Raw genomic sequence first — 23080 nt, forward strand, 5'->3', positions numbered from 1 at the left:
GGCACGCGGGCCGAGACCGTGGACGTACGAGACGGCCAGTGCCCGCTGCGGCTCGGCGTAGGGGGAACGCGACGCGTCCCGGCCGAAGGCTGCACCAGCGCCGTCGACGTCGCGCGTGAGGCGGCCTCACCGGCCCCCCGACTGCCTGACCGCACGGGGTGAGGCCCCCAGCTCGCGGTGGCAGGTCTTGTTGAACGCCTGGAGGTCGGGGATGCCGACGGTCGCGGCGATCGCCGGGATGGCCAGCGTCGAGGCGATCAGGAGATGCCGGGCGCGCTCCATGCGCCGGCGCCGGATGTAGCCCACGACCGTGAGCCCGGTGTCCCTGCGGAACAGCCGAGTGAGCTGGGTGTGCGAGATCCCGGCGGCGCGGGCGATGTCGGGGACACCCAGCGGGCGGGCCAGATGCTCCTCGACATGGGCCATCGCCGCCCGCACGGCGGGATGCTCCGATCCCTCGCGGATCCCGGACGCGCCGGCCAGGCCGGTGGTACGCCACAGCACCGTCCACAGTTCCGCGGCGGCCCGTGCCGGGGACTGCGGGCCGGCCGCGACCGTCTGCCGCAGCAGCGTCCCGAGCACCGCCGCCTGTGCCCCCGCGTCCTGCATCACCGGAACGCGGTGCCGCTCACCCTCGCCCGGCAGCGTGAAGTGCGCGTACAGGTGCTCGCAGGGCGGGGCGTCGTAGTGGAAGTGCACCTCCGTGTCGGGCGGTACGAGGCTGATGTGCCCGGGGCGGATCGGGTGCCTGAAGCCGCCGAACTCCAGGGTGCCGGAGTAGCCGTAGAGATGAAGCTGCCACAGTCGGGGCAGTCGGAACACGTCGTGCGGACCGGTGTGCCCATGGACGCCCACACCCGCGTTCGCCACCTGCGGGGGCAGCTCCAGGGCCAGCTCCACGGAATGCGTCATGACGGAAAATTACCAGCGCATGCTGATTACAGCCCACGACTTCCGTGACCTCCCCTCCTACGGTTGCCGTATGTCAACCACACGACAACTGCTGGATTCCGTCCAGGTGGCGCGGTTCGTGGCCCAGGGCTTTCTGCGCCTCGACGGCATCGTGGCCCCGGAACTCAACGAGGAGGCGCTCGCCGTCTTCGCCGAGCCCCTGCCCTCCGTGCCCTACGGCACCCCCGTCCCCAAGGCCTTCCCCGAGGGCTCCTTCGCCCGGCGCCTGGTCGAACTCCCCGCCGTCGCGGGCGCGTTGGAGAGCCTGGTGGGCCCGGACCCGACCGTCGACCACCACTACGTGCACACCCGCGAACCGCGCGAGGGCAGCGCACAGCCGCTGCACGCCGACGCGATCATCGACGTCCGGCCCGACGCCTTCGACGTGCAGCTCATGTACTACCCGCAGGAGGTCACCGCGGACATGGGCGGCACGCTCATCGTCCCGGGCAGCCACCTGCGCCGCACCAACGAGTCCGACACCGGCCGCTACCAGAACCTCCGCGGCCAGACCCGGCTGACCTGCCCGGCCGGCACGGTCATCCTGCTCCACCACGGCATCTGGCACGGCGGACGGCGCAACGACAGCGACACCGTGCGCCATATGTACAAGATCCGCTTCAACCCGACCGTTCCCCAGGTACGGCTCTGGGACACGAGCGACCTGCACGACCCGGCCGTGAGCGAGGAGTTGCGGCGCACCTTCCCCTGGTACGAACCGGCCACCGGCCGCCTGGAGATCCACAACCGCATCAGGCTCTGGCGGCTGCTCTGCGCCGACCCCGGCTTCGACATCGAGTACTGGGCCACCCGTATCTCCAACCGACCCGCGCACAGGAGCCACGCATGACCAGCCCGAACACCGTGCGCCAGCAGGTCCTCGTCCTCTACCTGGCCACCTCCGCCCTCGACTCCCCGGTCATCGGATGGGCCCGCTACGACGGCACCGGCGCGACCCGGCCCACCACCGGCGACAGCGACGAACCGCCCTACGAGTCGGGACTCGCCGCCCTCCAGGACGGCTGGCGCCTCTTCCAGGCGGCGCCGCTCGTCCCGCCGTATCCGGGAGCGGAACACGAGACGTCGTTCCTCAAGCACGAGTTCCTCTTCGAGAAGCTCGTCGCGGCGTGAGGCGGGGCGGGCGTCCGGCAGGCCTCAGTGCTTCCACTGGTCAGGACCGCCCCCGCGCCATTCGATGAGCCGGGACCGGGCGACATCCATCTCGTCCCAGTCCTGCAGACCGGCCTCCTGGAGGAAGGCGGCCACATCGAGGATCCCGTAGGCGATGCCGACGAAACGGTCCCCGATCCGGATTCGCCGGCCGCCGTCCTCGGTCGGCGGATAGACGGTGACGGTCGGGTCGGTGGCCATGTTCCCAGCGTGCGTCCTGTGCCGGTCGCGCGCACGCGGGGGGCACGGGGACCAGGCGGCCCCGGCCACTGATCGCCCCGGGACGGCAGCCCGGCAAGGTTTTCGCAAGGCGGGCGCCCCAGCATGACCGTCGTCAAGCACGGACGGCTGGGCCCCCGGGACCGCCGCTGGTCAGGGAGGACGCGCACATGCACGAAGAAGAGACGGTCCCCGGGCGCTTCGGAACCGGGCGGGTCCGGTCGCTCACCGCCGTCGCGGCTCTGGGCTTCGCCGCCGTCCTCGGCTCGGCACCCGCCGCGCAGGCGGGCACGGGGTGCACGCTCACGTTGTGCTCCACGACGGTCAACGACAGCGCGTACGGGGCCACGGCCTACTACAACTGGTGCCGAGCCGGCGACAGCACGGGCGACTCGACGACCACCGAGCCGAAGTGCAAGTCCGACGGCGAGGCGCAGAAGACCCGCAACCTCACGGCGGGCGGCGGCCACACACCGTACAGCGAGGACTGGGACGCCTTCCGTGTGGACGCCGGCTGGTGCTACAAGGTGCGGTTCATCCGCACCGGCCAGCCGGCGTTCACCCGCACCTACGACCGGCGGGGCACGACGGCACTGTGGGTGAAGGTCAGCGACAACGCGGACGCGCACATCCAGGACCAGGGGACCGCTTCCTGCCCCTGACGCGCGGGGGGAGGGTCAGCGATCGCGCTGACCCTCCTTCGGGGCCGTACGCAGGTAATTCCGCAGCCCCTGCTCGGTGCTGCTGACATGGAGGAGCGCGGCGGCCTGGCTGAGGGAGGCGTCCCTGGTGGACAGCGCCTTGTAGATCGCCTCGTGTTCGGCGAGGGTGCGCTCCGCGGCCTGGGCGTCGACGAGGCCGCGCCATATGCGTGCGCGCAGGGTGCGGCCGGAGATCGCCTCCAGCAGGGTGAGCAGTGTGTCGTTGCCCGTGGCCGAGACCACGGCGCGGTGAAACGCCGCGTCGTGGACGTTGAGCTGTTCGACGTCGTCACGGGCCTCGCGCATGGCCTCCAGGTGTCTGCTCACCTCGGCCAGCTGGTCGTCGGTGATCCGGGTGGCGGCCAGCGCGGTGGCGACCGGTTCGAGCAGGCGCCGCACCTCCATGAGGTCCTGCAGCGCGGCGGAGTCCCCCTGGAGCAGCTCCACCGCTCCACCGAGACCCTCGAAGAGCAGCCTCGGCTGCAGGCTCGTGACATAGGTGCCGTCTCCGCGCCGGACCTCCAGTACGCGGGCGACGGCCAGTGCCTTGACCGCTTCGCGGGCGAGGTTGCGGGACAGGCCCAGTTGAGCGGCCAGGTCCGGCTCCGGCGGGAGTTTCGAGCCCGGGGGCAGCGCGCCGGTGCGGATCAGCTCACGGATCTGCTCGATGGCCTTGTCCGTCAGTGACAACGAGAACTCCTTCCGCGACCGCTGCATGCCCAGGGTGACGCTGATGATACGGGGACGGCTGTACGGAACCAGTCGGCGCTCCGAGTCGCTCCAAGACATGCGATGTCTGAGTCAAATCTTGATGCGTGAAACCGAACAAAACGGTTCAAGTAGTGGGTCTGGTGGTTCTTTTCATCCCTGCACGCCCGTTGACACGGCAGGGACGCATGGTCGACCTTTCTGCGTAACAACCGGTGCCGTGTTTCCCCCCTCCCCCCTTCGCATCAGGGATGTCTCCATGCCGAGTTCGATCAACAGACGCGAGTTCCTGGCCGGTGCCACGTGCGTGGCGGCGACCGCAGTCGCCGGAGGATTGTTCGGTGCGAGCAACGCCCAAGCCGCGCCCAGCAGTTACACACCCACCTGGGACTCCGTGAACCAGCACCCGGCCGCGCCCGAGTGGTTCCGGGACGCCAAGTTCGGGATCTACTTCCACTGGGGTGTCTTCAGCGTCCCCGCCTACGACAGCGAGTGGTACCCGCGCAACATGTACAGCAGCGGGAGCAAGGCCAACACGCACCACATCGCGACGTACGGCGACCCGTCGGTGTGGCCGTTCCACAACTTCATCAACGGCGCCGACGACCTGGCGGGCAACCATGTGAAGTTCGCGCCGAAGCTGAAGTCGGCCGGCGGAAACTTCGACCCGGACGAGTGGGTGCAGCTCTTCGTCGACGCGGGCGCGAAGTTCGCCGGCCCGGTCTCCGAGCACCACGACGGCTTCTCGATGTGGGACAGCCAGGTCAACGAGTGGAACTCGGTGGACAAGGGCCCGGGGCTGAACCTGCTGCGCCTGTTCACCGACGCGATCCGCGCGAAGAACCTGAAGCTGCTGGTGGCGATGCACCACGCGTACAACTTCACCGGCTACTACGAGTACGCCCCCACGCAGTCCGACGCCGGCCTCAAGAAGCTGTACGGACAGCTGAGTTCGGCGGCGGAGAACCAGCTCTGGTACGACAAGCTCAAGGAGGTCGTCGACCTCGCCAAGCCCGACATCCTGTGGCAGGACTGGCGGTTGGACCACGTCGACGAGACCCAGCGCCTCAACTTCCTGTCGTACTACTACAACCAGGCCAACGCGTGGGGGAAGGAGGTCGTCGCCACCTACAAGGACGGCCTCGACAGCCACGGCGAGGTCTTCGACTTCGAGCGCGGCGGCCCCGCCGACCTGACCAACCCCTACTGGCTCACCGACGACAGCATCTCCAGCTCCAGCTGGTGCTACACGACCGGAATCGGTTACTACTCGACCCAGCAGATGCTGCACGCGCTGATCGACCGGGTCAGCAAGAACGGCAACATGCTGCTGAACATCGCCCCGATGGCCGACGGCACCATCCCGCAGGGACAGCGGGACGTCCTGCTCGCCATCGGCGACTACCTGAAGCGCTTCGGCGAGTCGGTCTACGGAACCCGCGCCTGGACGGCGTACGGCGAGGGCCCCACCAAGATGGGCGGGGGCTCCTTCACCACTCCCACCGCCGGTACGGCACAGGACATCCGCTTCACCCGGAACAAGGCGAACACCGTGCTGTACGCCACCGTCCTCGGCTGGCCCGGCAGTTCGCTGACGATCAAGACCCTGAGCTCCGACCGGATCGCCCTCTCCTCGCTCACCTCCGTGAAGCTGCTCGACTCGACCGCGGGCAACTACATCACCCTGGCGGCCCCGACGCAGGACGCCAACGGACTGAGGGTGACCGTGCCGTCGTCGGCGCCGTTCACCGCCAACGCCTATGTGCTGAAGCTGGCCTTCAGCGGGGAGATCCCCGGTCTGCGCCCGATCGCCGGGGCCGTGGCCTTCAAGGACGTCGGCTACTCCGGCACCGGCACGGTGCTCGAAGTCGGCGACTACAGCGCGGACGACCTGACGCTCGCCGGGCTGGACCCGCTCAGCCTCTCCTCCCTGCGGCTCGCTCCGGGCCACCAGGTCATCGGCTACTCGGGCGACGGCTTCACGGGTACCGCGTGGACCTTCACCGCCGACAACGCCGATCTGCGGGTGACCGGCAACAACGACATGGTGAAGTCCCTGAAGGTCCAGTTCATACCGTCCGCCTACTTCCGGATCACCAACGTCACCGACGGTCTGGCCCTGGACAGCGGCGGCAATGTGGCCTCCGGGTCCAACCTCAAGCAGTGGACCTGGGACGGCAGCGGCAACCTGCAGTGGCAGGCGGTAGAGGTCGGCGGCGGCTACTACAAGCTGGTCAACCGCACCAACGGCATGGTCGCCGACGGCTGGGGCGCCACCGCCGACGGCTCCGCCGCCCGCCAGGCCGCCTGGAACGGCGGACCCAACCAGCAGTGGACCATCACCCACCGCGGCGACGGCCGCTACTCGATCGCCAACCGCACCACCGGACTGGCGCTCGACGGCGGAGGCAGTGTCTCCTCGGGTTCCGTGACCAAGCAGTGGACCTACGGCAGCAGCACCAATCTGCTGTGGACCTTCACCGCCCTCTGACACCCGTCTCGCAGTGGCGAGAACGCGTGAGTCCCGTCGCGCGATCTCGTGCCGCCGGACCGCCGTCGCCCCGGGCCGCGTCATGGCCGGGGCAGCGGCTCCGACGTGCCCATGGCCGAGGGGGTCGGTGTCATCGGCGCCAACTAAGCTCCCGCCCATGAGTGAGGCAGAAAGAGGTCCCGCCAGACGAGTCGTCGACGGGCGCTTCGAGTTGGAGGCCCGCCTCGGCGGCGGCGGGATGGGCACGGTCTGGCGGGCCAGGGACCTGGTTCTGCACCGGTTCGTGGCGGTCAAGGAGGTGCGGCCGCCCGACCGGGACCTCGCCGAGTACGACCCCGACAGCGCGCGGATGCTGCGCGAGCGCGTCCTGCGCGAGGCCCGGGCCCTGGCTCGGATCGACCACCCGAACGTCGTCACCATCCACCACATAGTCGACGGCGGCGAAGGCACGTACCCGTGGCTGGTGATGGAGCTGGTCGCCGGAGGCTCTCTGGCCGACCGTCTGGCGCGGGGACCGATGCATCCGGCCGAGGCCGCGCGGATCGGCCGCGGTGTCCTCGCGGCGCTGACCGCGGCGCACGACGCCGGGATCCAGCACCGGGACGTCAAACCCGCGAACGTCCTGCTCCGGCCCGACGGGCGCCCCGTCCTCACCGACTTCGGTATCGCGGCGATCCGCGAGACGACCAACCTCACCGCCACGGGCTCCATCATCGGCACGGCCGACTTCATGGCCCCCGAGCGCATCACCGGCCACGAGGGCGGAGCCGCCTCCGACCTGTGGTCCCTCGCGATGATGCTGTACACCGCGGTCGAGGGCCACCACCCGTTGCGCCGGGGCACCACCCTGGCCACCCTCGCCGCCGTCCTCCACGAGGACGTCCCGCCACCGACCCAGGCCGGCCCCCTGGGCGCCGTACTCATGGACGTTCTCGTACGAGACCCCGCGGCGCGCCCGCCCGCCGCCGTGCTCGACCGGCGTCTGGCCGGGATCGAGGCGGATCCGACCGGACACGCGAGCCTGCGGGACGAGCCGACGTCGTACCGCCTGACCCCGCCGTCGGCCCCGATGACGCCACCGCCACCGCCCACGCAGAGGACCCAGGGGATCGCGGATTCCGCGCCCACCTTCCTGCCCTACGGCGGTGCTCCGGCGGGTGCGCCCACCGCTCCCGCGACCGCACCCCGCCGACGCGGTTCGGTCCGGCCGGTCCTCCTCGGACTCTCGGGGATCTCGTTCGCCGGGGCCCTGGCCGTGATGTGGTGGGTGCTGCCGCTGGGTGGCAACGACTCCGCGGGCGCGGGCGGTTCGACCCCCAGCACGACCGGCTCGCCGGCTGCCACTCCCGCCTCCCAGAGGTCGCAGGACTCCGCGACGCGGTCCGCGACCACGGACCTGCTCACCCCCGACAACATCCGTACGGCCGTCAAGGCGATCGAGACGGAGACCGGCCGCAAGCGGTTCGGCGACCTCACCGTCTACTCGGACTACGTGTCGGCGGAGGTGATGGTCAAAGGCAGCAACGTCGCCTACGAGAGCTACACCTACCGCCCCGGCCAAGGGGTGGAGAAAAGCATCATCGACGGCACCCTGAGCAGCCTCGAGAAGCCGTTCAGCCCCGAGATCTTCAACTGGGACAAGGTTCCCTCGCTCATGAAAGAGGCGGCCAAGAAGCTCAACGTCAAGGACCCGGAGAACCGGTACATCGTGGTGATGTCGCCCGACCCCTTCAACCCCGAGTTCGGCTTGGGCGTCTATCGCACTGACAAGTACGGCCGGACGGGATACCTGAGGACCGACACCAAGGGCAAGATCGTCGACGTGTATCCCGCCGAGAAGTGAGCGACGAGGGTGGGAAGGACCGCCACCTCCTCGGAGGCGGCGGTCCGTTGGTCACCGCTGCGCTTAGCTGACCTGGGCTTACCTGACGTCGACGAAGTCGCCCGGTGCCGTGGCGGCGGCGGTGGTGGCGGTGCCGGCGAAGACGTAGCGGTAGTACCCGTCGACCGTGGCCTTGGTGGTGGTCTTCAGGACGCCGGTGGTGTTGGTCTTGACGGTCTTGAGGGTGCTGTAGGTGCTGCTGCCCTTCTTGCGGAACTGCAGCTTCGCGGGCTGGTTCGCGTAGCCCGCGTACTTGCCCGTCGACCAGTTGGCGCGGGCGAGCTTGCCCGTGACCGTGATGGTCTTGCCCTTCTTGACCGGCTCGGGCGTGGCGTCGGCGGTCAGCGTGGAGAGCTTCTTGATCGAGGCGGTGGCGACGTCGTCGTTGTAGCTGGCGTTGGCGTACAGGTCCCACGCGCCCAGGAACAACTTCCAGGTGCCGGCGACGCCGTTGTCCTTCATGTCGGTGGCCGGGTGGATGTTGAAGACGGCTTTGCAGTTGTAGACGCCCTGGGTCGCCGTCTCCGTGCAGGCGGGGTCGTCGTCGGTGCCCAGGCCACCGGTGATGCCGTCCGTGGTCGAACTGTCGGTGCCCTGCCACAGGAAGGCCTCGGTGAGCGCGACGCCGTTCTGGTCGGTGGCGGTGTACGTGACGGTGACGGACTTCGTGCCGGTGGTGCCGAGAACGATGTCCTTGCCGCCGTTGATGACCGCGTTCGTGAACTTGGTGTTGCCCAGTGAGTCGTTCGGCCGGAGGGCCTTGGACGCGAAGGAGCTGAGCTTCGCCGACGCGCTCCCTCGCTCCGCCGCCTGGGCGGCGGCCGGAAGAGCGAGCGCGGACAGAACGACGGCACCGGAAACCACGGTTGCCGCAACGCGTATACGCATGAATCCCCCACGGGAACGTGAGAGGCCCGCCGAAGTCTCCCTCCGGCCGGGCCTGTTGATCTTCGCATCATATGAACTCACGTCGGAAATAGTGAAGATCCTCCGTGCAATAAGTGCGTAACGGACCTACGGCGTCCGCCGGTTCACGGATCCGCGTCCGGGGGACTCGCCGTGGCGGCTCGCCGCCGGCCAGGCCCGCGAGGGCGACACTGGGGGGCGTGTTGCCACCGAGGCCACCACCAGGTGGCCGCGATCGCCCGGAGGCGGATATGACAGTGAAGCGACTGGGCCTGGTGGTGCACGGCGGGCGCCCGGAGGCCGTGGCGGCCGCCGACCACGTGCGCGGATGGTGCGAGCGGCACGCCGTGCGGTGCGCGGACATCGACGTGTGGCACGACGGCGGGCGGCGCAGCGCCCGTGAGGAGGTCGAGGCCGCCGGCCACCCCGACCTCGTGGTCACCCTGGGCGGCGACGGCACGTTCCTGCGCGGTGCCCGGCTGGCCGCCGCGAACGACGCCCTGGTGCTGGGAATCGACCTGGGCCGGGTGGGCTTCCTGACGGAGGTCTCCGCCTCCGCGGTGCGTTCGGCCCTGGACGCGGTGCGGGAGGACCGCTTCGAGATCGACACCCGCATGCTGCTCGCCCTGCGTGCCTCGCGCCGGCTGGAGGTGCCCGCAGGCATGGAGTCGCTCATCGAGTACGGCCGGGGGCCGCTGCTGCCGCCTCCGCGGGTGCGGCCCGACTGCGAGGTCGACAAGGACTGGGGCATCCCGCTGGACGTCACCGCGCTCAACGACATCGTGCTGGAGAAGCTGGTGAGGGACCGTCAGGTGTCGGTCGGCGTCTATGTCTCCGGCCGGCTCCTGGCCTCGTACTCGGCCGACGCGCTGCTCGTGGCCACGCCGACCGGCTCGACCGCCTACAGCTTCGCGGCCGGCGGCCCCGTCGTCTCACCGCGGGCGGAAGCCCTCGTCTTCACGCCGGTCGCCCCGCACATGACCTTCGACCGCTCGGTCGTCACCGCCCCCGACGAACCCGTCGGACTGCGCCTGCTGGAACGCTCCGGACCGGCCGCCGTCAGCATCGACGGCCAACTGCGGGGAGTGCTGGACCCGGGGGACTGGATCGGCGTGTACGCCGCCCCACGCCGGCTGCGGGCCGTGCGGCTGGGCCCGATGGACTTCTACGGCCGACTGCGCGAGCGCATGAACCTCACCGACGCCCCGGCCGCCGTCGCCGACGGATCGCCCGCCCCCCTGTGGTCGTTCACCACGCCACCACCGGGGGATCTCGCCCATCTGTCCCTGCCGACGGCTCCGGAAGCCTCCGGGCCGCCGAGGTGAGCGGGACCGGGGCGATCCTGAAACCGGGGGTACCTACGTGCCAGGGCACGGCGCAGAGTTCGAGAGGCGGCTGTCGTGCCCGCGACGAGGCTCCGCGACCGGTTCCGTCAGACGGTCAGGACGACCTTGCCCCGGAGGTGACCGGCGTCGAGCATCCGATGGGCGTCGGCGACGCGCTCGAACGGAAACGTCTCCTGCACATGGACCTTGAGCCTGCCCTGTTCCACGAGCTCGACGAGACCTCGCAGGGCGAGCGGATCGGGGTCGACCGCGATGCCGCTGAAGCGCATGCCGGCCGCCTCGTACCGGGCGATGAGCTCCGTGTCCTCCTCGGCGACCGCCGTCACCAGATGACCACCGGGCCGCAGCACGTCGAGGGACCGCCCGGCGGTGTCCCCACCGATCGTGTCGAGCACGACGTCGATGTCGCGGACGGCCTCGCCGAAGTCGACCGTGGTGTAGTCGATCACCTCGTCGGCGCCGAACTCCTCGACGAACTTCCGCTTGCCCGCCCCGGCGGTGGCGATCACGTGCGCGCCGCGCGCCTTGGCGATCTGGATCGCGACGTGGCCGACTCCGCCGCCACCGCCGTGGACCAGCACGCGGTCACCCTCCTTGACCCCGGCGAGGTCGACGAGGCCCTGCCACGCCGTCAGTCCGACGACCGGCAGCGCCGCCGCCTCGACGTGCGAGAGGGCGGTCGGCTTGCGCGCCAGGTGCAACGCGGGTGCCGACACGACCTCGGCGTACGCGCCGGCCGCCCGCGGGAACAGCGGCATCCCGAACACCTCGTCGCCGGGCCGGAACCGCCATGTCCCCGACGCGTCCTCGACCACCCCGCTGATGTCCCAGCCGAGGACGAACGGCGGCCGGCCGAGCAGCGGGAACTCGCCGGCCCGCAGCCGCGCCTCCAACGGGTTCAGCCCGATCGCCTTGACGCGGACGAGTACCTCGGTCGGAAGGGGCTGCGGCTCGGGCGCGTCCACAAGGGTGAGCACTTCGGGTCCGCCGAGCCGCTCCTGGGTGACAACTCGCATGACTGGCCGGGCCTTTCGGGGGAGGGAAGAAGTGGACCCAGGCTATGAATCCGACAGGAACCCCCAGGTACCTTTGGCGCCATGAGCGGTTTCCGTCCCGGCGATGTCTTCCTCGCCGACTGTCCGGCGCGTCTGACGGTCGAACTCATCGCCGACAAGTGGACCGTGGTCGTGCTCTACGGCCTCAGCAAGGGCCCGGTGCGCCATGGCGAGTTGATCGACCTGATCGGCGGCATCTCCCGCAAGGTGCTCACCCAGACGCTGCGGCGGCTCGAGGAGCACGGACTCGTCCGCCGCCACGCCTACGCCGAGGTGCCGCCCCGCGTCGAGTACGAACTCACCCCGCTCGGGGCGACGTTGATCGACCCGATCCACTCGCTGACCGAGTGGGCGAGGGTGAACGGCGACGCGGTGCTCGACGCGCTCGACGCCGATCCCGATGCGGTGGACCACGACGACTGATCCCACACCTGAGGCGGCGTTCAGCGGCCCCTCTGTGAACTTCGCTTTCGGAAAGTCTCGTTGGCCTCGTTGACATGCCGCAAGCACAGGCGTTTCACTCGACTCTCATGGATGGCAACGTTGTCAGGCCGTCGGGGGAGACCGGAACCGTTGCCTGTCGTCGGCGTGCGCGGGTTTCCGGCACGTCGGCGTCTGTTGTGCGAGGCACGAACTGCTGCGGAGGCAACCGATGGTGAGACCCCGACGTTCAGCTGCGCCACGTGACAAGAGGAGATTCCGCCGACGCCTGGCCGTCGTCAGCGTCCTGGGCATGACCGTTCTGTCCCTTCCCACGGTCGCGAACGCCTATGCCGCGAGCACGGCGGCGCCGGCGCTGGTGACGGACCCGGCATCCCTCGTCAACCCCCTCATCGGCACGTCCGGTGCGGTGGACACCTTCCCCGGCCCCGACATGCCGGCGGGCATGATGCAGTGGGGCCCTGACACGACACCTGACCGCCCCGACGGCGGCGGCTACGAGTACGACGACAAGAAGCTCTCCGGCTTCAGCCTGACCCATGTCTCGGGACCAGGCTGCCCCGTCGCCGGCGACCTGCCCGTCCTCCCGGTGACCGGCGCCCTGTCGGGCAACCTCGGTGACACGTCCGTCGGCTTCAGCCATGACGACGAGCAGACGCGCGTCGGGTCGTACGAGGTGACCGACGCGAACGGCGTCACGACCGAGTTGACCGACACCACCCGCGCGGGCCTCGGCCGCTTCACCTTCCCCGTGGGCCGGCAGGCCAACCTGCTGTTCAAGCTCAGCGGCGGCGCCACACAGGTGGACGGCACCCGGGTCCAGGTGGTCGACGACCAGGAGATCAGCGGTGCGATCGACAGTGGTCACTTCTGCGGCGCGAGCAACCGTTACACGCTCCACTTCGACATCAAGTTCGACCGGCCGTTCACGGCGAGCGGCTCCTGGGTCGGCGGCACCATCAACCCCGACGCGACCTCACTGAAAGCCGGCAAGGTCGGGCAGACCCCGCAGCCCACCGAGTCGGCCCCGCCGAAGGAGAAGCACTTCACCGTCCCGGCCAGACCGTCCCCGACGCTCCACGGGAAGAACCCCAAGGCCGCCGCCACGGCGAAGGCCGCCCAGCCGCCCACGACCGGTGCGAACGGCATGTATCTGACGTTCGACACCTCCACGACCCCCACGGTCACGGCGAAGGTCGGCATCTCCTACACGAGTGACTCGAACGCGGCGGACAACCTCGCCACCGAGATCAGGAACTGGAACCTCGCCGCCGTGGAGCAGGCCAACCACGACGCCTGGAACGCGGTGCTGAACAAAGTCCAGGTCGGCGGGGGCTCCACGGACCAGCAGACGCAGTTCTACACCGCGCTCTACCACGCGCTGCTGCACCCGAACGTCTTCTCGGACGACAACGGCCAGTACATGGGCATGGACAACCAGGTCCACAAGCTGGCCAAGGGGCAGAAGGCCCAGTACGCCAACTACTCCGGCTGGGACACCTACCGCTCCCAGACCCAGCTGATGGCGATGGTCGAGCCCAAGGTCGCGGGCGACGTCGTCACCTCGATGCTCAACGGCTACGACCAGACGGGCCTGTTGCCGAAGTGGGCCTCGAACAACGGCGAGAGCTATGTGATGGTCGGTGACCCGGCCGCCGGCATCATCGCCGACGCGTACGCCTTCGGCGCGACCAACTTCGACACGGACAAGGCCCTCGCGGCGCTCCAGCACGAGGCCACGGTCCCGAACAACGACCGCCCCGGCGAGTCCGTGCGCGACGCGAAGGGCTATCTGCCCGCCGATGAGAACGACTACAACTGCTGCAACTTCTACGGCCCTGTCTCCACCCAACTGGAGTACGACTCCGCCGACTACGCGCTGGCAGCCTTCGCGAAGTCCCTCGGCAGGACGGACGTCTACACGAAGTTCGCCACCCGCGCCCAGGACTGGATGAACGTCTTCAACCCGCAGACCGGCTATCTGCAGGCCAAGAACAAGGACGGCCAGTTCGCCGGCGGTTTCACCCCCGGCACCTCCAACGGCTTCGTGGAGGGAACCTCCGCCCAGTACACCCCCATGGTGCCGTTCAACCTCCAGCAGCTCATCCAGGCACGCGGCGGCGCCAAGGCGTACTCGTCCTACCTCGACAGCCTGCTCGACGACATCACCCATCCCGGCAACACCGACGCCGACCTGAGCAACGAGCCCAGCGTGGAGATCCCCTGGGAGTACGACTACACGGGCCGGCCCTACAAGACCCAGGCGGCCGTCCGCGAGGCCCAGCAGGACCTCTACTTCAACGCGCCGGTCGGCTCGTTCGGCAACGACGACCTCGGTGCGATGAGCTCCTGGTACGTCTGGTCCGCGCTCGGCATGTACCCCGAGACCCCGGGCACGGAGACCCTGGCGCTCGGCAGCCCGGTCTTCCCGGTGGCCCAAGTGGCCCTGGCGGACGGCAAGTCGGTGCGGATCAACGCGCCGCAGGCCGCGCCGGACGCGCCGTACGTGCAGTCGCTGGCCGTCAAGGGCAAGGCGTGGAACACGTCCTGGCTGACCTACCGGCAGCTCAAGAGCGCGGGCACGCTCGACTTCACCCTCGGCACCGGGCCCAACACCTCCTGGGCGTCCGACCCGTCCGCGGCGCCGCCGTCGGACACCACCGGCGGCGGGCGGGTGCTGGCCGCCACCGGTCCCTCCAGCGACGGCCTGGTGCTCCAGCCCGGCACGTCCGACGACGGCACCCTCGACCTGACCAACCTGGGCGCCAAGGACGTCACGGTCGACTGGAAGGCGACGGCGCCCTCGGGCGTCACGCTGGACACGACGTCGGGCTCGCTGACGGTGCCGGCCGCGGGGAGCGCCGAGACCAAGGTCCATGTGACGGCGGGCGCGGCCGAGGGGACGTACCCGGTCGTCTTCGCCCTCACCGACCACGGCACCGGCGCGGCACTGGCCGGGGCGACCCTCCGCGTCGCGGTCGCGAAGGCGGGTGCGCTGTGGCCGTACGACACCAACGAGGGCATCTACCCGGACGGCGCCACCTTCTCGGGCGGCTTCGACGACGGCGGTTGGGCGTTCTCGCAGAACGCGCTCTCGGCGGCCGGCGTCACCAACGGGTCCACCGTCACGGCCGACGGCATCTCCTACACCTGGCCGACGGCGGCGTCCGGGCAGCCGGACAACCTGGAGATGGCCGGGCAGACCATCCGCATGCCGGCCGGCACCTCGGGTGCGTCGCTGGGCCTGCTGGGAGCGGCCGCCAACGCGCCCACCGACGGCAGCGGTGTCTCGGGCACGCTGACCGTCACCTACACCGACGGCACCACCGCCGACGCGACGGTCGGCTTCTCGGACTGGACGCTCAACGGAGGGTCCAGCAAGCCGCTCCCGGGCAACACGGCGGCGGTCACGACGGCCTACCGCGACACCGCGAGCGGGGGCCGCAACAACGTCGGGACGTATGCCTTCGCCACGAAGGTGCCGCTGGATCCGTCCAAGCAGGTGGCGTCCATCACGCTGCCGGTGACGGGCTCGACGGGTACCGACCACCTCTTCGCCTTCGGCTTCGGGCAGTAGGACCCGCAGCACACTGACGAGTCAGGCCGGTTCCCGGACCCGGCCCGGGAGCCGGCAGGGGCCGGGCGAGGCCGAAAACCGGTGTCGTCCGGTCCCATTTGCCTGACCTGCATGACCATTTCAAGCCGTTGACTTGACCAAGACATGACAGTCAAGGCTCGCTGATGCCACTCTTCAACAGGTCTTCACCACTTCTTGACAGGTTCACCACGCGGCGCAGCCGCAGCACCACCCCCCACCTCCTTCCACCCGCATGCCGTGCAGCCTCCGGACCGGCGCACCCCGCCGGTCCGTGTCGTCCGCGGCCCCCACCACGGGCCGTCGTACCGAAGGAGAACCCGTTGCCCCTGCGACACCGCAGCCTTCCGCGGCGCGCACGCGCCACTGCGATCGCCCTCACATCCATAGGCTCACTGCTCGCGCTGGCCGTCCCCGGCCTGGCCACCGCCGCCCCGGCGGACCCCGGAAGCGCGAAAATCATCGCCAAGCCCCGCGCCGGCGCCGCCCAGACTCCGCTGACCCCGGCCCGCCACGCCGCCCTGATCAAGAGTGCCCGGTCCGCAGCCGCCGGGACGGCGCGCAGCATCGGCCTCGGCGCCAAGGAGAAGCTGGTCGTCAAGGACGTCGTCAAGGACGCCGACGGCACCACGCACACCCGCTACGAGCGCACCTACGCCGGTCTCCCCGTACTCGGCGGCGATCTCGTCGTCCACGACAGGAGCGGCCGCAGGACCGTCACCAAGGCGAACCGGGCGGCCCTCTCGCTCTCCTCGCTCAGCCCGAGGATCACCGCGACCGCGGCCGGCGACAAGGCCGTGGCCGTGTCGAAGCGAGCCGAGGTCAAGGGCTCCCGGACGGAGAACAAGCCCCGCCTGGTGGTGTGGGCCGGCTCCGGAAAGCCGGTCCTGGCCTGGGAGAGCGTCGTCGGGGGAGTCCAGCGGGACGGCACTCCCAGCGAGTTGCAGGTCGTCACCGACGCCGCCACCGGCAAGCAGCTGCTGGCCGACGAGAAGGTGGACACCGGCACGGGCACCGGCCAGTTCGTCGGCACCGTCCCGCTCGGCACCACCGCGTCGGGATCGACGTACCAACTCGTCGACTCCGGGCGCGCAGGGCACAAGACGTACGACCTCAACCAGGGCACGTCGGGCACCGGCACACTCTTCACGGACGACAACGATGTCTGGGGTGACGGCCTGCCCTCGAACCGCCAGACCGCGGGTGTCGACGTCGCGTTCGGCGCCGCGGCCACCTGGGACTACTACAAGGACGTGTACGGCCGCAACGGCATCCGCAATGACGGTGTCGCCGCCTACAGCCGCGCCCACTACGGCAACAACTACGTCAACGCCTTCTGGCAGGACTCCTGCTTCTGCATGACGTACGGCGACGGCTCGGGCAACACCCATCCGCTGACCGCACTCGACGTGGCGGCCCACGAGATGAGCCACGGCGTCACCGCTGCCACCGCGGGCCTCAACTACTCGGGCGAGTCCGGCGGCCTCAACGAGGCGACCTCCGACATCTTCGCCGCCGCCGTGGAGTTCTACGAGAACCTCCCCGCCGACCCCGGCGACTACCTGGTCGGCGAGAAGATCGACATCAACGGCGACGGCACACCGCTGCGTTACATGGACAAGCCCTCCAAGGACGGCGCCTCCGCCGACAGTTGGAGCCCCTCCCTCGGCGGTCTCGACGTCCACTACTCCTCGGGTCCCGCCAACCACTTCTTCTACCTGCTCTCCGAGGGCAGCGGCGCCAAGACCGTCAACGGCGTCTCCTACGACAGCCCGACCTACGACGGCCAGGCCGTCACCGGAATCGGCATCCAGAACGCCGCCGCCATCTGGTACCGCGCCCTGACCACCTACATGACCTCGACGACGGACTACGCCGGCGCCCGCACCGCCACCCTGTCGGCCGCCGCCGACCTGTTCGGCGCCTACAGCCCGACCTATCTCGCCGTCGCCGACGCCTGGGCGGCGATCAACGTCGGCAACCGCATCGCCCTGGGCGTCAACCTCGCCCCGATCGCCGACCAGACCAGCGGCATCGGCCAGGCGGTCAGCCTGCAACTGGACGCCTACACCACCAACTCCGGCGCCGCACTGACCTATGAGGCCACCGGTCTGCCCGACGGCCTGAGCATCAGCCCGAGCGGCCTGATCACCGGCACACCGACCACCCTCGGCACCGGCGGTGTCACCGTCACGGTCACCGACAGCACGGGTGCGTCCGTCTCGAAGACCTTCAACTGGCGGATCGCCTACGTCTACGCCAACACCACCCGCGTGGACATCCCCGACAACGGGCCCGCCGTGGAGTCACCGGTGACCATCACCGGCCGCGACGGCAACGCCTCCGCGACCACCTCGGTCTACGTCAACATCGTCCACACCTACCGCGGTGACCTGACCGTCGACCTCGTCGGCCCCAACGGCACCGTCTACTCCCTGCTCAACCGCAGCGGCGGCTCCGCCGACAACGTCGACCAGACCTTCACGGTCGACGCCTCGGCGCAACCCCTCAACGGCACATGGAAGTTGCGTGTGCAGGACCGGGCCTCCATCGACGTCGGCTACATCGCGCGCTGGCAGCTGACGCCCTGACCCCCTGACGCACGGGCGCCGCGTCGCTGCCCGGGTCCTTCGGGGCCCGGGCAGCGGTGTGCGCGGGACATCCACCGCGGCGCCTCAGAGGGGTACGGCGGGTGAACGTGCCGAGTCCGGGCAACCACGACGGGGTGTCATGTGTCTAGGCAGCGTGACACACCATCAGGTCTCGCCGTGCGGGGACGGACGAGGTCTGCCGACCCGAAGGGGAAAACCCATGCGTATCCGCCCGGCCGTCGCCGCCGTGTCCCTAGCCGCCGGTGCCCTGTCCGCGTCGGTCACTCCGGCAGCCGCCCACGCGGCGGACGGGGCGACCCCCAGCGACACGGTGTTCTCGGACGTCGTCGTCAACGGCGGCAAGGACATCGTGCTCGGCCTGACCACCAAGAAGACCGTCACCCTCACCTGGACGGCGACCGACCCGGACGGTGTCGCCGCGTCCTGGGCCTATCTGTGGCACGGACCCAACACCGACGACGCCGACGGCATCCTGCCGCGGCACTGGCCGGCGGGCACCTGCACGGCGTCGCCCACCGACCCCACCACCTCCGCCTGCCGGCTGACCTTCGGCGTGGACGCGGCCAAGGACATGACCCACAACGGCCTCGCCGGGACCTGGAAGGTCCTCGCCGAGGCTCAGGACACCACCGACGACTGGACCGACGCCGATGTAGCCGGCACGGCACTGGTCAAGCGGTACGCCAAGGTGACGGTGAACGCCTCGCCGGAGCCGGTGAAGAAGGGCAGAACCATCACGGTCACCGGCAGGTTGACCCGTGCGAACTGGGAGAGCGACACCTACACCGGGTACCAGAGCCGGCCGGTCGAGCTGCAGTTCCGCAAGAAGGGCAGCAACACCTACACCACGCTCAAGACCGTCACCACCGGCAGCGGCGGCTCCCTGAAGACCACCACCAAGGCCGTGACGGACGGCTACTTCCGCTTCGTCTTCGCCGGTACGACCACCACCGCCCCGGCCACGGCCGCGGGCGACTTCGTCGACGTCAGGTGACCGCCCGGGAGAGCCGCCCTGTCTCGCGGCGGCTCTCCCCTCATCGGTGACGGTTCGTCAGGACAGCGTCCACTGCTGGCTGGTGGCACCGGTGCCGGTCAGCTGGACGACGCCCGCGCCCGCCGTGGTGGAGGAGGAGTCCACGCCGATGTCCAGTCCGCTGTTGACATTGACCAGCATGAACTTGGTGCCGGTGAGGCTGCCCACGAGGTCGGCGGCGAACTGCTGGTTGGCGCCGCCGTTGCAGGTCCACTGCTGCAACTGGACGTTCTCCGCGGTGGACTTGCTCGGTACGTCCAGGCAGAGGCCGCTCTTGACGCTGACGAGCGTGTAGACGTTGTCCGCCAGCCGGTTCAGTGTCCACTTCTGGTTGTCGCCGCCGTTGGACTGCCACTGGATGATCTTGGCGCCGCTGGTGGTGGAGCCGCCGGCGACGTCCATCAGCATCGCACTGCCCGCGTCGGTCAGCGTGTGCACGGCGTTGGTGGGCACGCCGGAGTTGGGGGTCCAGGTGCCGGCGGCGGTGTCGAGGGACCAGCTCGGGTACTGGCCGACGTTGACCACGGTGCCACGGATGGTCATGGGCAGCCAGATCAGCTGGGAGTTGCCGAGGTCGCCGGTGTTCCACCGGTCGCCGGCGTAGATGTACGTGGTGCCGGAACTGCCCTGGACGGTGATGATGTTGGCCGTCTGGCTGTTGTAGGTGTGGGTGCCCGGCGCCGCGAAGTTCCGCATCGCGGCCCATGGCCCGCCGAGCGACGTGGCCGTGGTGTAGACGTTGTCGTTGGTGCTCCAGCCGGTCAGATGGGAGGCGAGCAGGTAGTAGGTGCCGTTGCTCTTGACCATGGCGGGAGCCTCGTAGCTGGCCGAGCCGCTGCCGCCCAGCAGGGCCACGCTGCTGTCCACGGAGAGGTAGTCGGCGGAGAGCCTGTAGATGTGCAGGCCGTTGTTGCGGTCCTCGCTCAGTAGGTAGCCGGTGCCGTCGGTGTCCTGGAAGAGGTTCATGTCCCGGCTGAGGTTGCCCATCGGGCGGAAGCTGCCCTGGTAGCTGTAGGGCCCGCAGGGGGTGCTGCTGGTGGCGACCCCGACCCGCGCGTCCCCGTAGTTGGTGCTGTCGATGTGCATGTACATCACGTACATGCCGGTCGACGCGTTGTGGATGACCTTGGGCCGCTCCACGATCCGGCTCGGGCCCAGGTCGCCGCTCGCCTGCTTGGCCAGTGCCACGCCCTGGTAGGTCCAGGTGGAGAGGTCGGTGGAGGTGTAGCAGGGGATGTCCTGGAAGGACGTGTCGGACGAGGTCTCGCCGGTCTTGTCCTCCCCGAATCCGTACCAGGTGCCGCCGACCTTGATGATGCCCAGGCCGTGCAACTGGAGCGTGTTGCCGTTCTGGTCGGTCCTGGTGGCGCCCAGGGTGAAGGAGACGGAGGCGGCGCTGGCGGGCACGGCGGGCAGCAGCACTGCCGCCAGGCCCCCGAGCAGGGTGAGGAACGCGGCGGTGGCCGTCCGCCACCGTTTGCGAGGGGGTCTGTGGTGGGGTGTTCGATCCGGCATGGTTCTGCCTCTCCTTCGCGCGCCTGGCAAGGCGTCATCCACAGTTCGGTGGGAAATGAGAGCTGTCCCTCCGTCACCACGTCAAGAGAGCGTGCGATCGATTTTGTTTGTTCATGACGGAACAGGCGGGCGTGACTGCCGTATTGGCATTTTTCTCGTGCAGAACTGTTGACCTGTCACCGCGTGGTGCTGTTCGTTTGTGTGCGACTCGCTCAGTGGAGAGGGGCACCGCCATGGACGTTCCGGCACGCCCGGTGTCCCGCCGGGGGCTGTTCAAGGGCGCGGCGGTCGCCGCCGGCGCCGTCGCCGCGGGCCTCGGTACGACGGGCAGGGCCGTGGCGGCGGACACTTCGGTGACCGCGACGGCGCCCGACGGCAGCACCACGATCACGATGTCGCTGACCGCGGGCGTCCTGAGCTGGTCCGCCCGGCGCGGGGGCGCGACCGTCGTCGCCACCTCCGCCCTCGGTCTGCAACTGAGCGACGGGACCATGCTCGGCCGCGGCGGCACGGTCGTCACCAACTACCAGCACTGGACCACCGACAACACCTGGACCCCGGTGTACGGCCGCAACGCGACCGTCCGGGACCGGTACCAGGAGATGCGCTGGAACCTCCGGGACACCACCACCCTGATCAATTTCAGCGTCCAGATCCGCGCCTACCCCACCGGCGTCGCGTTCCGGTACGTGCTGCTCGACAAGGGCGCCGCCACCCTCGCGGACGAGCTGACGACGTTCGTCCTCCCCGACGGCACCCTCGTCCACAGCGCCCGGGACGAGGACGCGTACAACCCGGTCGCCCCCGGCTCGATCCCGTCCACCGGGACCAGCGGTACCGACACCGGCCCGCTGACCGACCTTCCGCTGACCGCCACCTACGCGAACGGTGGTCTGATCGCCTGCGTCTGCGAGTCGTCCCGGGTCGACTTCCCGCGGCTGATGCTCAGTTCGGTCTCGGGCCGACCCAACACGCTGGCCGCGTACCTGATGGAACACACCGCACGGGGGAGCGGGACGGTCCAGACGACCTCCACGGTGACCACCCCGTTCGCCACCCCCTGGCGCGCGGTGGTGACCGGCTCCACCCACGCCGAACTGGTCGACAACGCCGAACTGGTGCTCAACCTCGCCCTTCCCGGCGCCCTCGCCGACACCTCATGGATCAAGCCCGGCAAGGTCTTCCGCTGCAACCTCACCACCGCCGCCGGCACGGCGGGAGTCGACTTCGCCGCGGCCCGCGGACTGCAGTACGTCGAGTACGACGCCGGCTGGTACGGGCCCGAAGGCAGCACCACCGACGCCACCCGGCCGATCGACGCCATCGACCTCCCCTCGGTGATCTCCTACGCCACGAGCCAGGGCATCGGCGTCATCCTCTACGTCAACCGCATCGCACTGACCAGCCCCGACACCCTCTTCGCCCTGTACCGCGGCTGGGGCGTCGCCGGAGTGAAACTGGGCTTCATCAACGACGGCACCCAGACCATGACCAACCAGATCACCGGCTGGGCGAAGACCGCCGCCGCACACAACCTGCTGATCGACATGCACGACGACGTACGGCCGTTCGGCTACGAACGCACCTACCCCAACTGGGTCAGCCTGGAGGGGGTGCGCGGCAACGAACACTTCCCCACCGCCTCGCACAACGTCACCCTGCCCTTCGCCCGGAACATCGGCGGCCCGATGGACTACACGATCTGCTACGGCCAGTCCCGCGACCAGACCACCAACGTCCACCAGATGGCGATGGCCGCGGTCTACTACCAGCCGCTGAACTTCCTCTACTGGTACGACTCGCCCTCGAAGTACGCCAACACCGCCAACTGGCCCGGCCTGCCCTGGTTCGACGCCATCCCCACCACCTGGGACGAGAGCCGAGCCCTCGACGGGGCGATCGGCCAGTACGTCGCGGTCGCCCGCCGCAAGGGCACCACCTGGTACCTGGGCGCGATGACCGACGAGTCGGCCCGGACCCTGTCGCTCCCGCTGTCCTTCCTCGGCAGCGGCACCTGGACGGCCACGGTCTACGCCGACGGCACGCCCGGCACCAGCGCCTATCAGACTCCCGTCGTGGTCAGCACGCGGACGGTCACTTCTTCGACGGTCCTCGACGTGGCCATGGCACCCGCCGGCGGTCAGGCGGTCGTACTGAAGCCGAGCTGATCGCGATGCCGGTCCGGCCCGACGTCGTGCTCGGCCCGGGTGCGGAGCGCGGACACCGACACGAAGCAGCTGTGGCCGAGGTGAGCCGCCGCCGGACCTGCGGCGAGGCTAGGGCCCTTCTGATGGATCTCCGCGGCGTCACGACGTCCGGCACGCACGCTCGCCGCACGGCGCGAAGGGACAGGTGGCTCCGCCACATGACCCTTCACACCGGCGCGGGCGACGGCACCTCCGAGGGCGGCCGCTCCGCCACCCCAGCAAGTCGGCCTCCAGCGGCAACGAGGGCC

General features: G+C 69.7%; 17 protein-coding genes and 1 pseudogene. 11 read left to right on the plus strand and 7 right to left on the minus strand.

Features of this window, described 5'->3' with window-relative positions; genetic code table 11:
* Together ABZT17_RS41050 and ABZT17_RS41055 are read right to left on the minus strand one after the other, a co-directional pair.
* Positions 1-93 (minus strand): annotated as a pseudogene (locus tag ABZT17_RS41050) (styrene monooxygenase/indole monooxygenase family protein); the annotation flags it as partial.
* Positions 94-126: 33 nt separating this feature from the next.
* A complete protein-coding gene (locus ABZT17_RS41055) occupies positions 127-912 on the minus strand; it encodes an AraC family transcriptional regulator (protein ID WP_356357183.1) in 786 nt (261 codons plus the stop codon).
* Positions 913-982: 70 nt separating this feature from the next.
* Here ABZT17_RS41055 and ABZT17_RS41060 point away from each other — a divergent pair, with 70 nt between their 5' ends.
* Both ABZT17_RS41060 and ABZT17_RS41065 read left to right on the plus strand, forming a co-directional pair.
* A complete protein-coding gene (locus tag ABZT17_RS41060) occupies positions 983-1801 on the plus strand; it encodes a phytanoyl-CoA dioxygenase family protein (protein ID WP_356357185.1) in 819 nt (272 codons plus the stop codon).
* On the plus strand, positions 1798-2082 hold the full coding sequence (locus tag ABZT17_RS41065) for a hypothetical protein (RefSeq protein WP_356357187.1): 285 nt from the start codon (positions 1798-1800) through the stop codon (positions 2080-2082). The genes ABZT17_RS41060 and ABZT17_RS41065 overlap by 4 nt, the downstream gene beginning before the upstream one ends.
* Before the next feature lie 24 nt (positions 2083-2106).
* On the opposite strand, the gene ABZT17_RS41070 is transcribed toward ABZT17_RS41065, so the two are convergent.
* Positions 2107-2322, minus strand: coding sequence for a hypothetical protein (locus ABZT17_RS41070; protein ID WP_356357188.1), 216 nt, complete (start codon positions 2320-2322; stop codon positions 2107-2109).
* A gap of 188 nt (positions 2323-2510) precedes the next feature.
* Between ABZT17_RS41070 and ABZT17_RS41075 the strand changes: the two genes are divergently transcribed.
* Complete coding sequence (locus tag ABZT17_RS41075; protein WP_356357190.1) at positions 2511-3002, plus strand: hypothetical protein; 492 nt, start codon at positions 2511-2513, stop codon at positions 3000-3002.
* A 15-nt stretch (positions 3003-3017) separates the two neighbouring features.
* Here ABZT17_RS41075 and ABZT17_RS41080 read toward each other — a convergent pair whose 3' ends face one another.
* A complete protein-coding gene (locus ABZT17_RS41080; protein WP_356357192.1) occupies positions 3018-3731 on the minus strand; it encodes a FadR/GntR family transcriptional regulator in 714 nt (237 codons plus the stop codon).
* Positions 3732-4008: 277 nt separating this feature from the next.
* On the opposite strand from ABZT17_RS41080, the gene ABZT17_RS41085 reads away from it, so the two are divergent.
* Together ABZT17_RS41085 and ABZT17_RS41090 are read left to right on the plus strand one after the other, a co-directional pair.
* On the plus strand, positions 4009-6240 hold the full coding sequence (locus tag ABZT17_RS41085) for an alpha-L-fucosidase (RefSeq protein WP_356357194.1): 2232 nt from the start codon (positions 4009-4011) through the stop codon (positions 6238-6240).
* Positions 6241-6397: 157 nt separating this feature from the next.
* Positions 6398-8083 carry a serine/threonine-protein kinase gene (locus tag ABZT17_RS41090; protein WP_356357195.1) on the plus strand — a complete coding sequence of 562 codons (1686 nt, stop codon included), beginning with the start codon at positions 6398-6400 and terminating at the stop codon, positions 8081-8083.
* Between the two features lie 78 nt (positions 8084-8161).
* Here the strand turns inward: ABZT17_RS41090 and ABZT17_RS41095 are convergent, their stop codons facing one another.
* Positions 8162-9010, minus strand: coding sequence for a hypothetical protein (locus ABZT17_RS41095; RefSeq protein ID WP_356357197.1), 849 nt, complete (start codon positions 9008-9010; stop codon positions 8162-8164).
* A 269-nt stretch (positions 9011-9279) separates the two neighbouring features.
* Here ABZT17_RS41095 and ABZT17_RS41100 point away from each other — a divergent pair, with 269 nt between their 5' ends.
* Complete coding sequence (locus ABZT17_RS41100; protein WP_356357199.1) at positions 9280-10353, plus strand: NAD(+)/NADH kinase; 1074 nt, start codon at positions 9280-9282, stop codon at positions 10351-10353.
* A 107-nt stretch (positions 10354-10460) separates the two neighbouring features.
* On the opposite strand, the gene ABZT17_RS41105 is transcribed toward ABZT17_RS41100, so the two are convergent.
* Entirely contained in the window at positions 10461-11390 is a 930-nt protein-coding gene (locus ABZT17_RS41105; protein ID WP_356357201.1) for an NADP-dependent oxidoreductase, read from the minus strand.
* Between the two features lie 81 nt (positions 11391-11471).
* Between ABZT17_RS41105 and ABZT17_RS41110 the strand changes: the two genes are divergently transcribed.
* From ABZT17_RS41110 to ABZT17_RS41125, 4 genes are all read left to right on the plus strand, one after another.
* Positions 11472-11852 carry a helix-turn-helix domain-containing protein gene (locus ABZT17_RS41110; RefSeq protein ID WP_356357203.1) on the plus strand — a complete coding sequence of 127 codons (381 nt, stop codon included), beginning with the start codon at positions 11472-11474 and terminating at the stop codon, positions 11850-11852.
* A gap of 229 nt (positions 11853-12081) precedes the next feature.
* Positions 12082-15447, plus strand: a complete 3366-nt coding sequence (locus tag ABZT17_RS41115) for a lectin (protein ID WP_356357205.1) — start codon at positions 12082-12084, stop codon at positions 15445-15447.
* A gap of 341 nt (positions 15448-15788) precedes the next feature.
* Positions 15789-18056 (plus strand): M4 family metallopeptidase, encoded by a 2268-nt coding sequence (locus tag ABZT17_RS41120; protein WP_356357206.1) that lies wholly within the window; start codon positions 15789-15791, stop codon positions 18054-18056.
* A gap of 220 nt (positions 18057-18276) precedes the next feature.
* Positions 18277-19071: a hypothetical protein gene (locus ABZT17_RS41125; protein ID WP_356357208.1), complete on the plus strand. Its 795-nt coding sequence runs from the start codon at positions 18277-18279 to the stop codon at positions 19069-19071.
* A gap of 57 nt (positions 19072-19128) precedes the next feature.
* Here the strand turns inward: ABZT17_RS41125 and ABZT17_RS41130 are convergent, their stop codons facing one another.
* On the minus strand, positions 19129-20625 hold the full coding sequence (locus tag ABZT17_RS41130; RefSeq protein WP_356357209.1) for an RICIN domain-containing protein: 1497 nt from the start codon (positions 20623-20625) through the stop codon (positions 19129-19131).
* 233 nt (positions 20626-20858) lie between these two features.
* Here ABZT17_RS41130 and ABZT17_RS41135 point away from each other — a divergent pair, with 233 nt between their 5' ends.
* Positions 20859-22793 carry a glycoside hydrolase family 97 catalytic domain-containing protein gene (locus ABZT17_RS41135; RefSeq protein WP_356357211.1) on the plus strand — a complete coding sequence of 645 codons (1935 nt, stop codon included), beginning with the start codon at positions 20859-20861 and terminating at the stop codon, positions 22791-22793.
* Positions 22794-23080 lie beyond the last annotated feature (287 nt).

This window comes from Streptomyces sp. NPDC005648 (assembly GCF_040605395.1).
Taxonomy (GTDB): Bacteria; Actinomycetota; Actinomycetes; order Streptomycetales; family Streptomycetaceae; genus Streptomyces.

Coding starts and splice junctions, on each gene's coding strand:
- ABZT17_RS41055 (WP_356357183.1), bottom strand. CDS start 912: ATGACGCATTCCGTGGAGCTGGCCCTGGAGCTGCCCCCGCAGGTGGCG.
- ABZT17_RS41060 (WP_356357185.1), top strand. CDS start 983: ATGTCAACCACACGACAACTGCTGGATTCCGTCCAGGTGGCGCGGTTC.
- ABZT17_RS41065 (WP_356357187.1), top strand. CDS start 1,798: ATGACCAGCCCGAACACCGTGCGCCAGCAGGTCCTCGTCCTCTACCTG.
- ABZT17_RS41070 (WP_356357188.1), bottom strand. CDS start 2,322: ATGGCCACCGACCCGACCGTCACCGTCTATCCGCCGACCGAGGACGGC.
- ABZT17_RS41075 (WP_356357190.1), top strand. CDS start 2,511: ATGCACGAAGAAGAGACGGTCCCCGGGCGCTTCGGAACCGGGCGGGTC.
- ABZT17_RS41085 (WP_356357194.1), top strand. CDS start 4,009: ATGCCGAGTTCGATCAACAGACGCGAGTTCCTGGCCGGTGCCACGTGC.
- ABZT17_RS41090 (WP_356357195.1), top strand. CDS start 6,398: ATGAGTGAGGCAGAAAGAGGTCCCGCCAGACGAGTCGTCGACGGGCGC.
- ABZT17_RS41095 (WP_356357197.1), bottom strand. CDS start 9,010: ATGCGTATACGCGTTGCGGCAACCGTGGTTTCCGGTGCCGTCGTTCTG.
- ABZT17_RS41100 (WP_356357199.1), top strand. CDS start 9,280: ATGACAGTGAAGCGACTGGGCCTGGTGGTGCACGGCGGGCGCCCGGAG.
- ABZT17_RS41105 (WP_356357201.1), bottom strand. CDS start 11,390: ATGCGAGTTGTCACCCAGGAGCGGCTCGGCGGACCCGAAGTGCTCACC.
- ABZT17_RS41110 (WP_356357203.1), top strand. CDS start 11,472: ATGAGCGGTTTCCGTCCCGGCGATGTCTTCCTCGCCGACTGTCCGGCG.
- ABZT17_RS41115 (WP_356357205.1), top strand. CDS start 12,082: ATGGTGAGACCCCGACGTTCAGCTGCGCCACGTGACAAGAGGAGATTC.
- ABZT17_RS41125 (WP_356357208.1), top strand. CDS start 18,277: ATGCGTATCCGCCCGGCCGTCGCCGCCGTGTCCCTAGCCGCCGGTGCC.
- ABZT17_RS41130 (WP_356357209.1), bottom strand. CDS start 20,625: ATGCCGGATCGAACACCCCACCACAGACCCCCTCGCAAACGGTGGCGG.
- ABZT17_RS41135 (WP_356357211.1), top strand. CDS start 20,859: ATGGACGTTCCGGCACGCCCGGTGTCCCGCCGGGGGCTGTTCAAGGGC.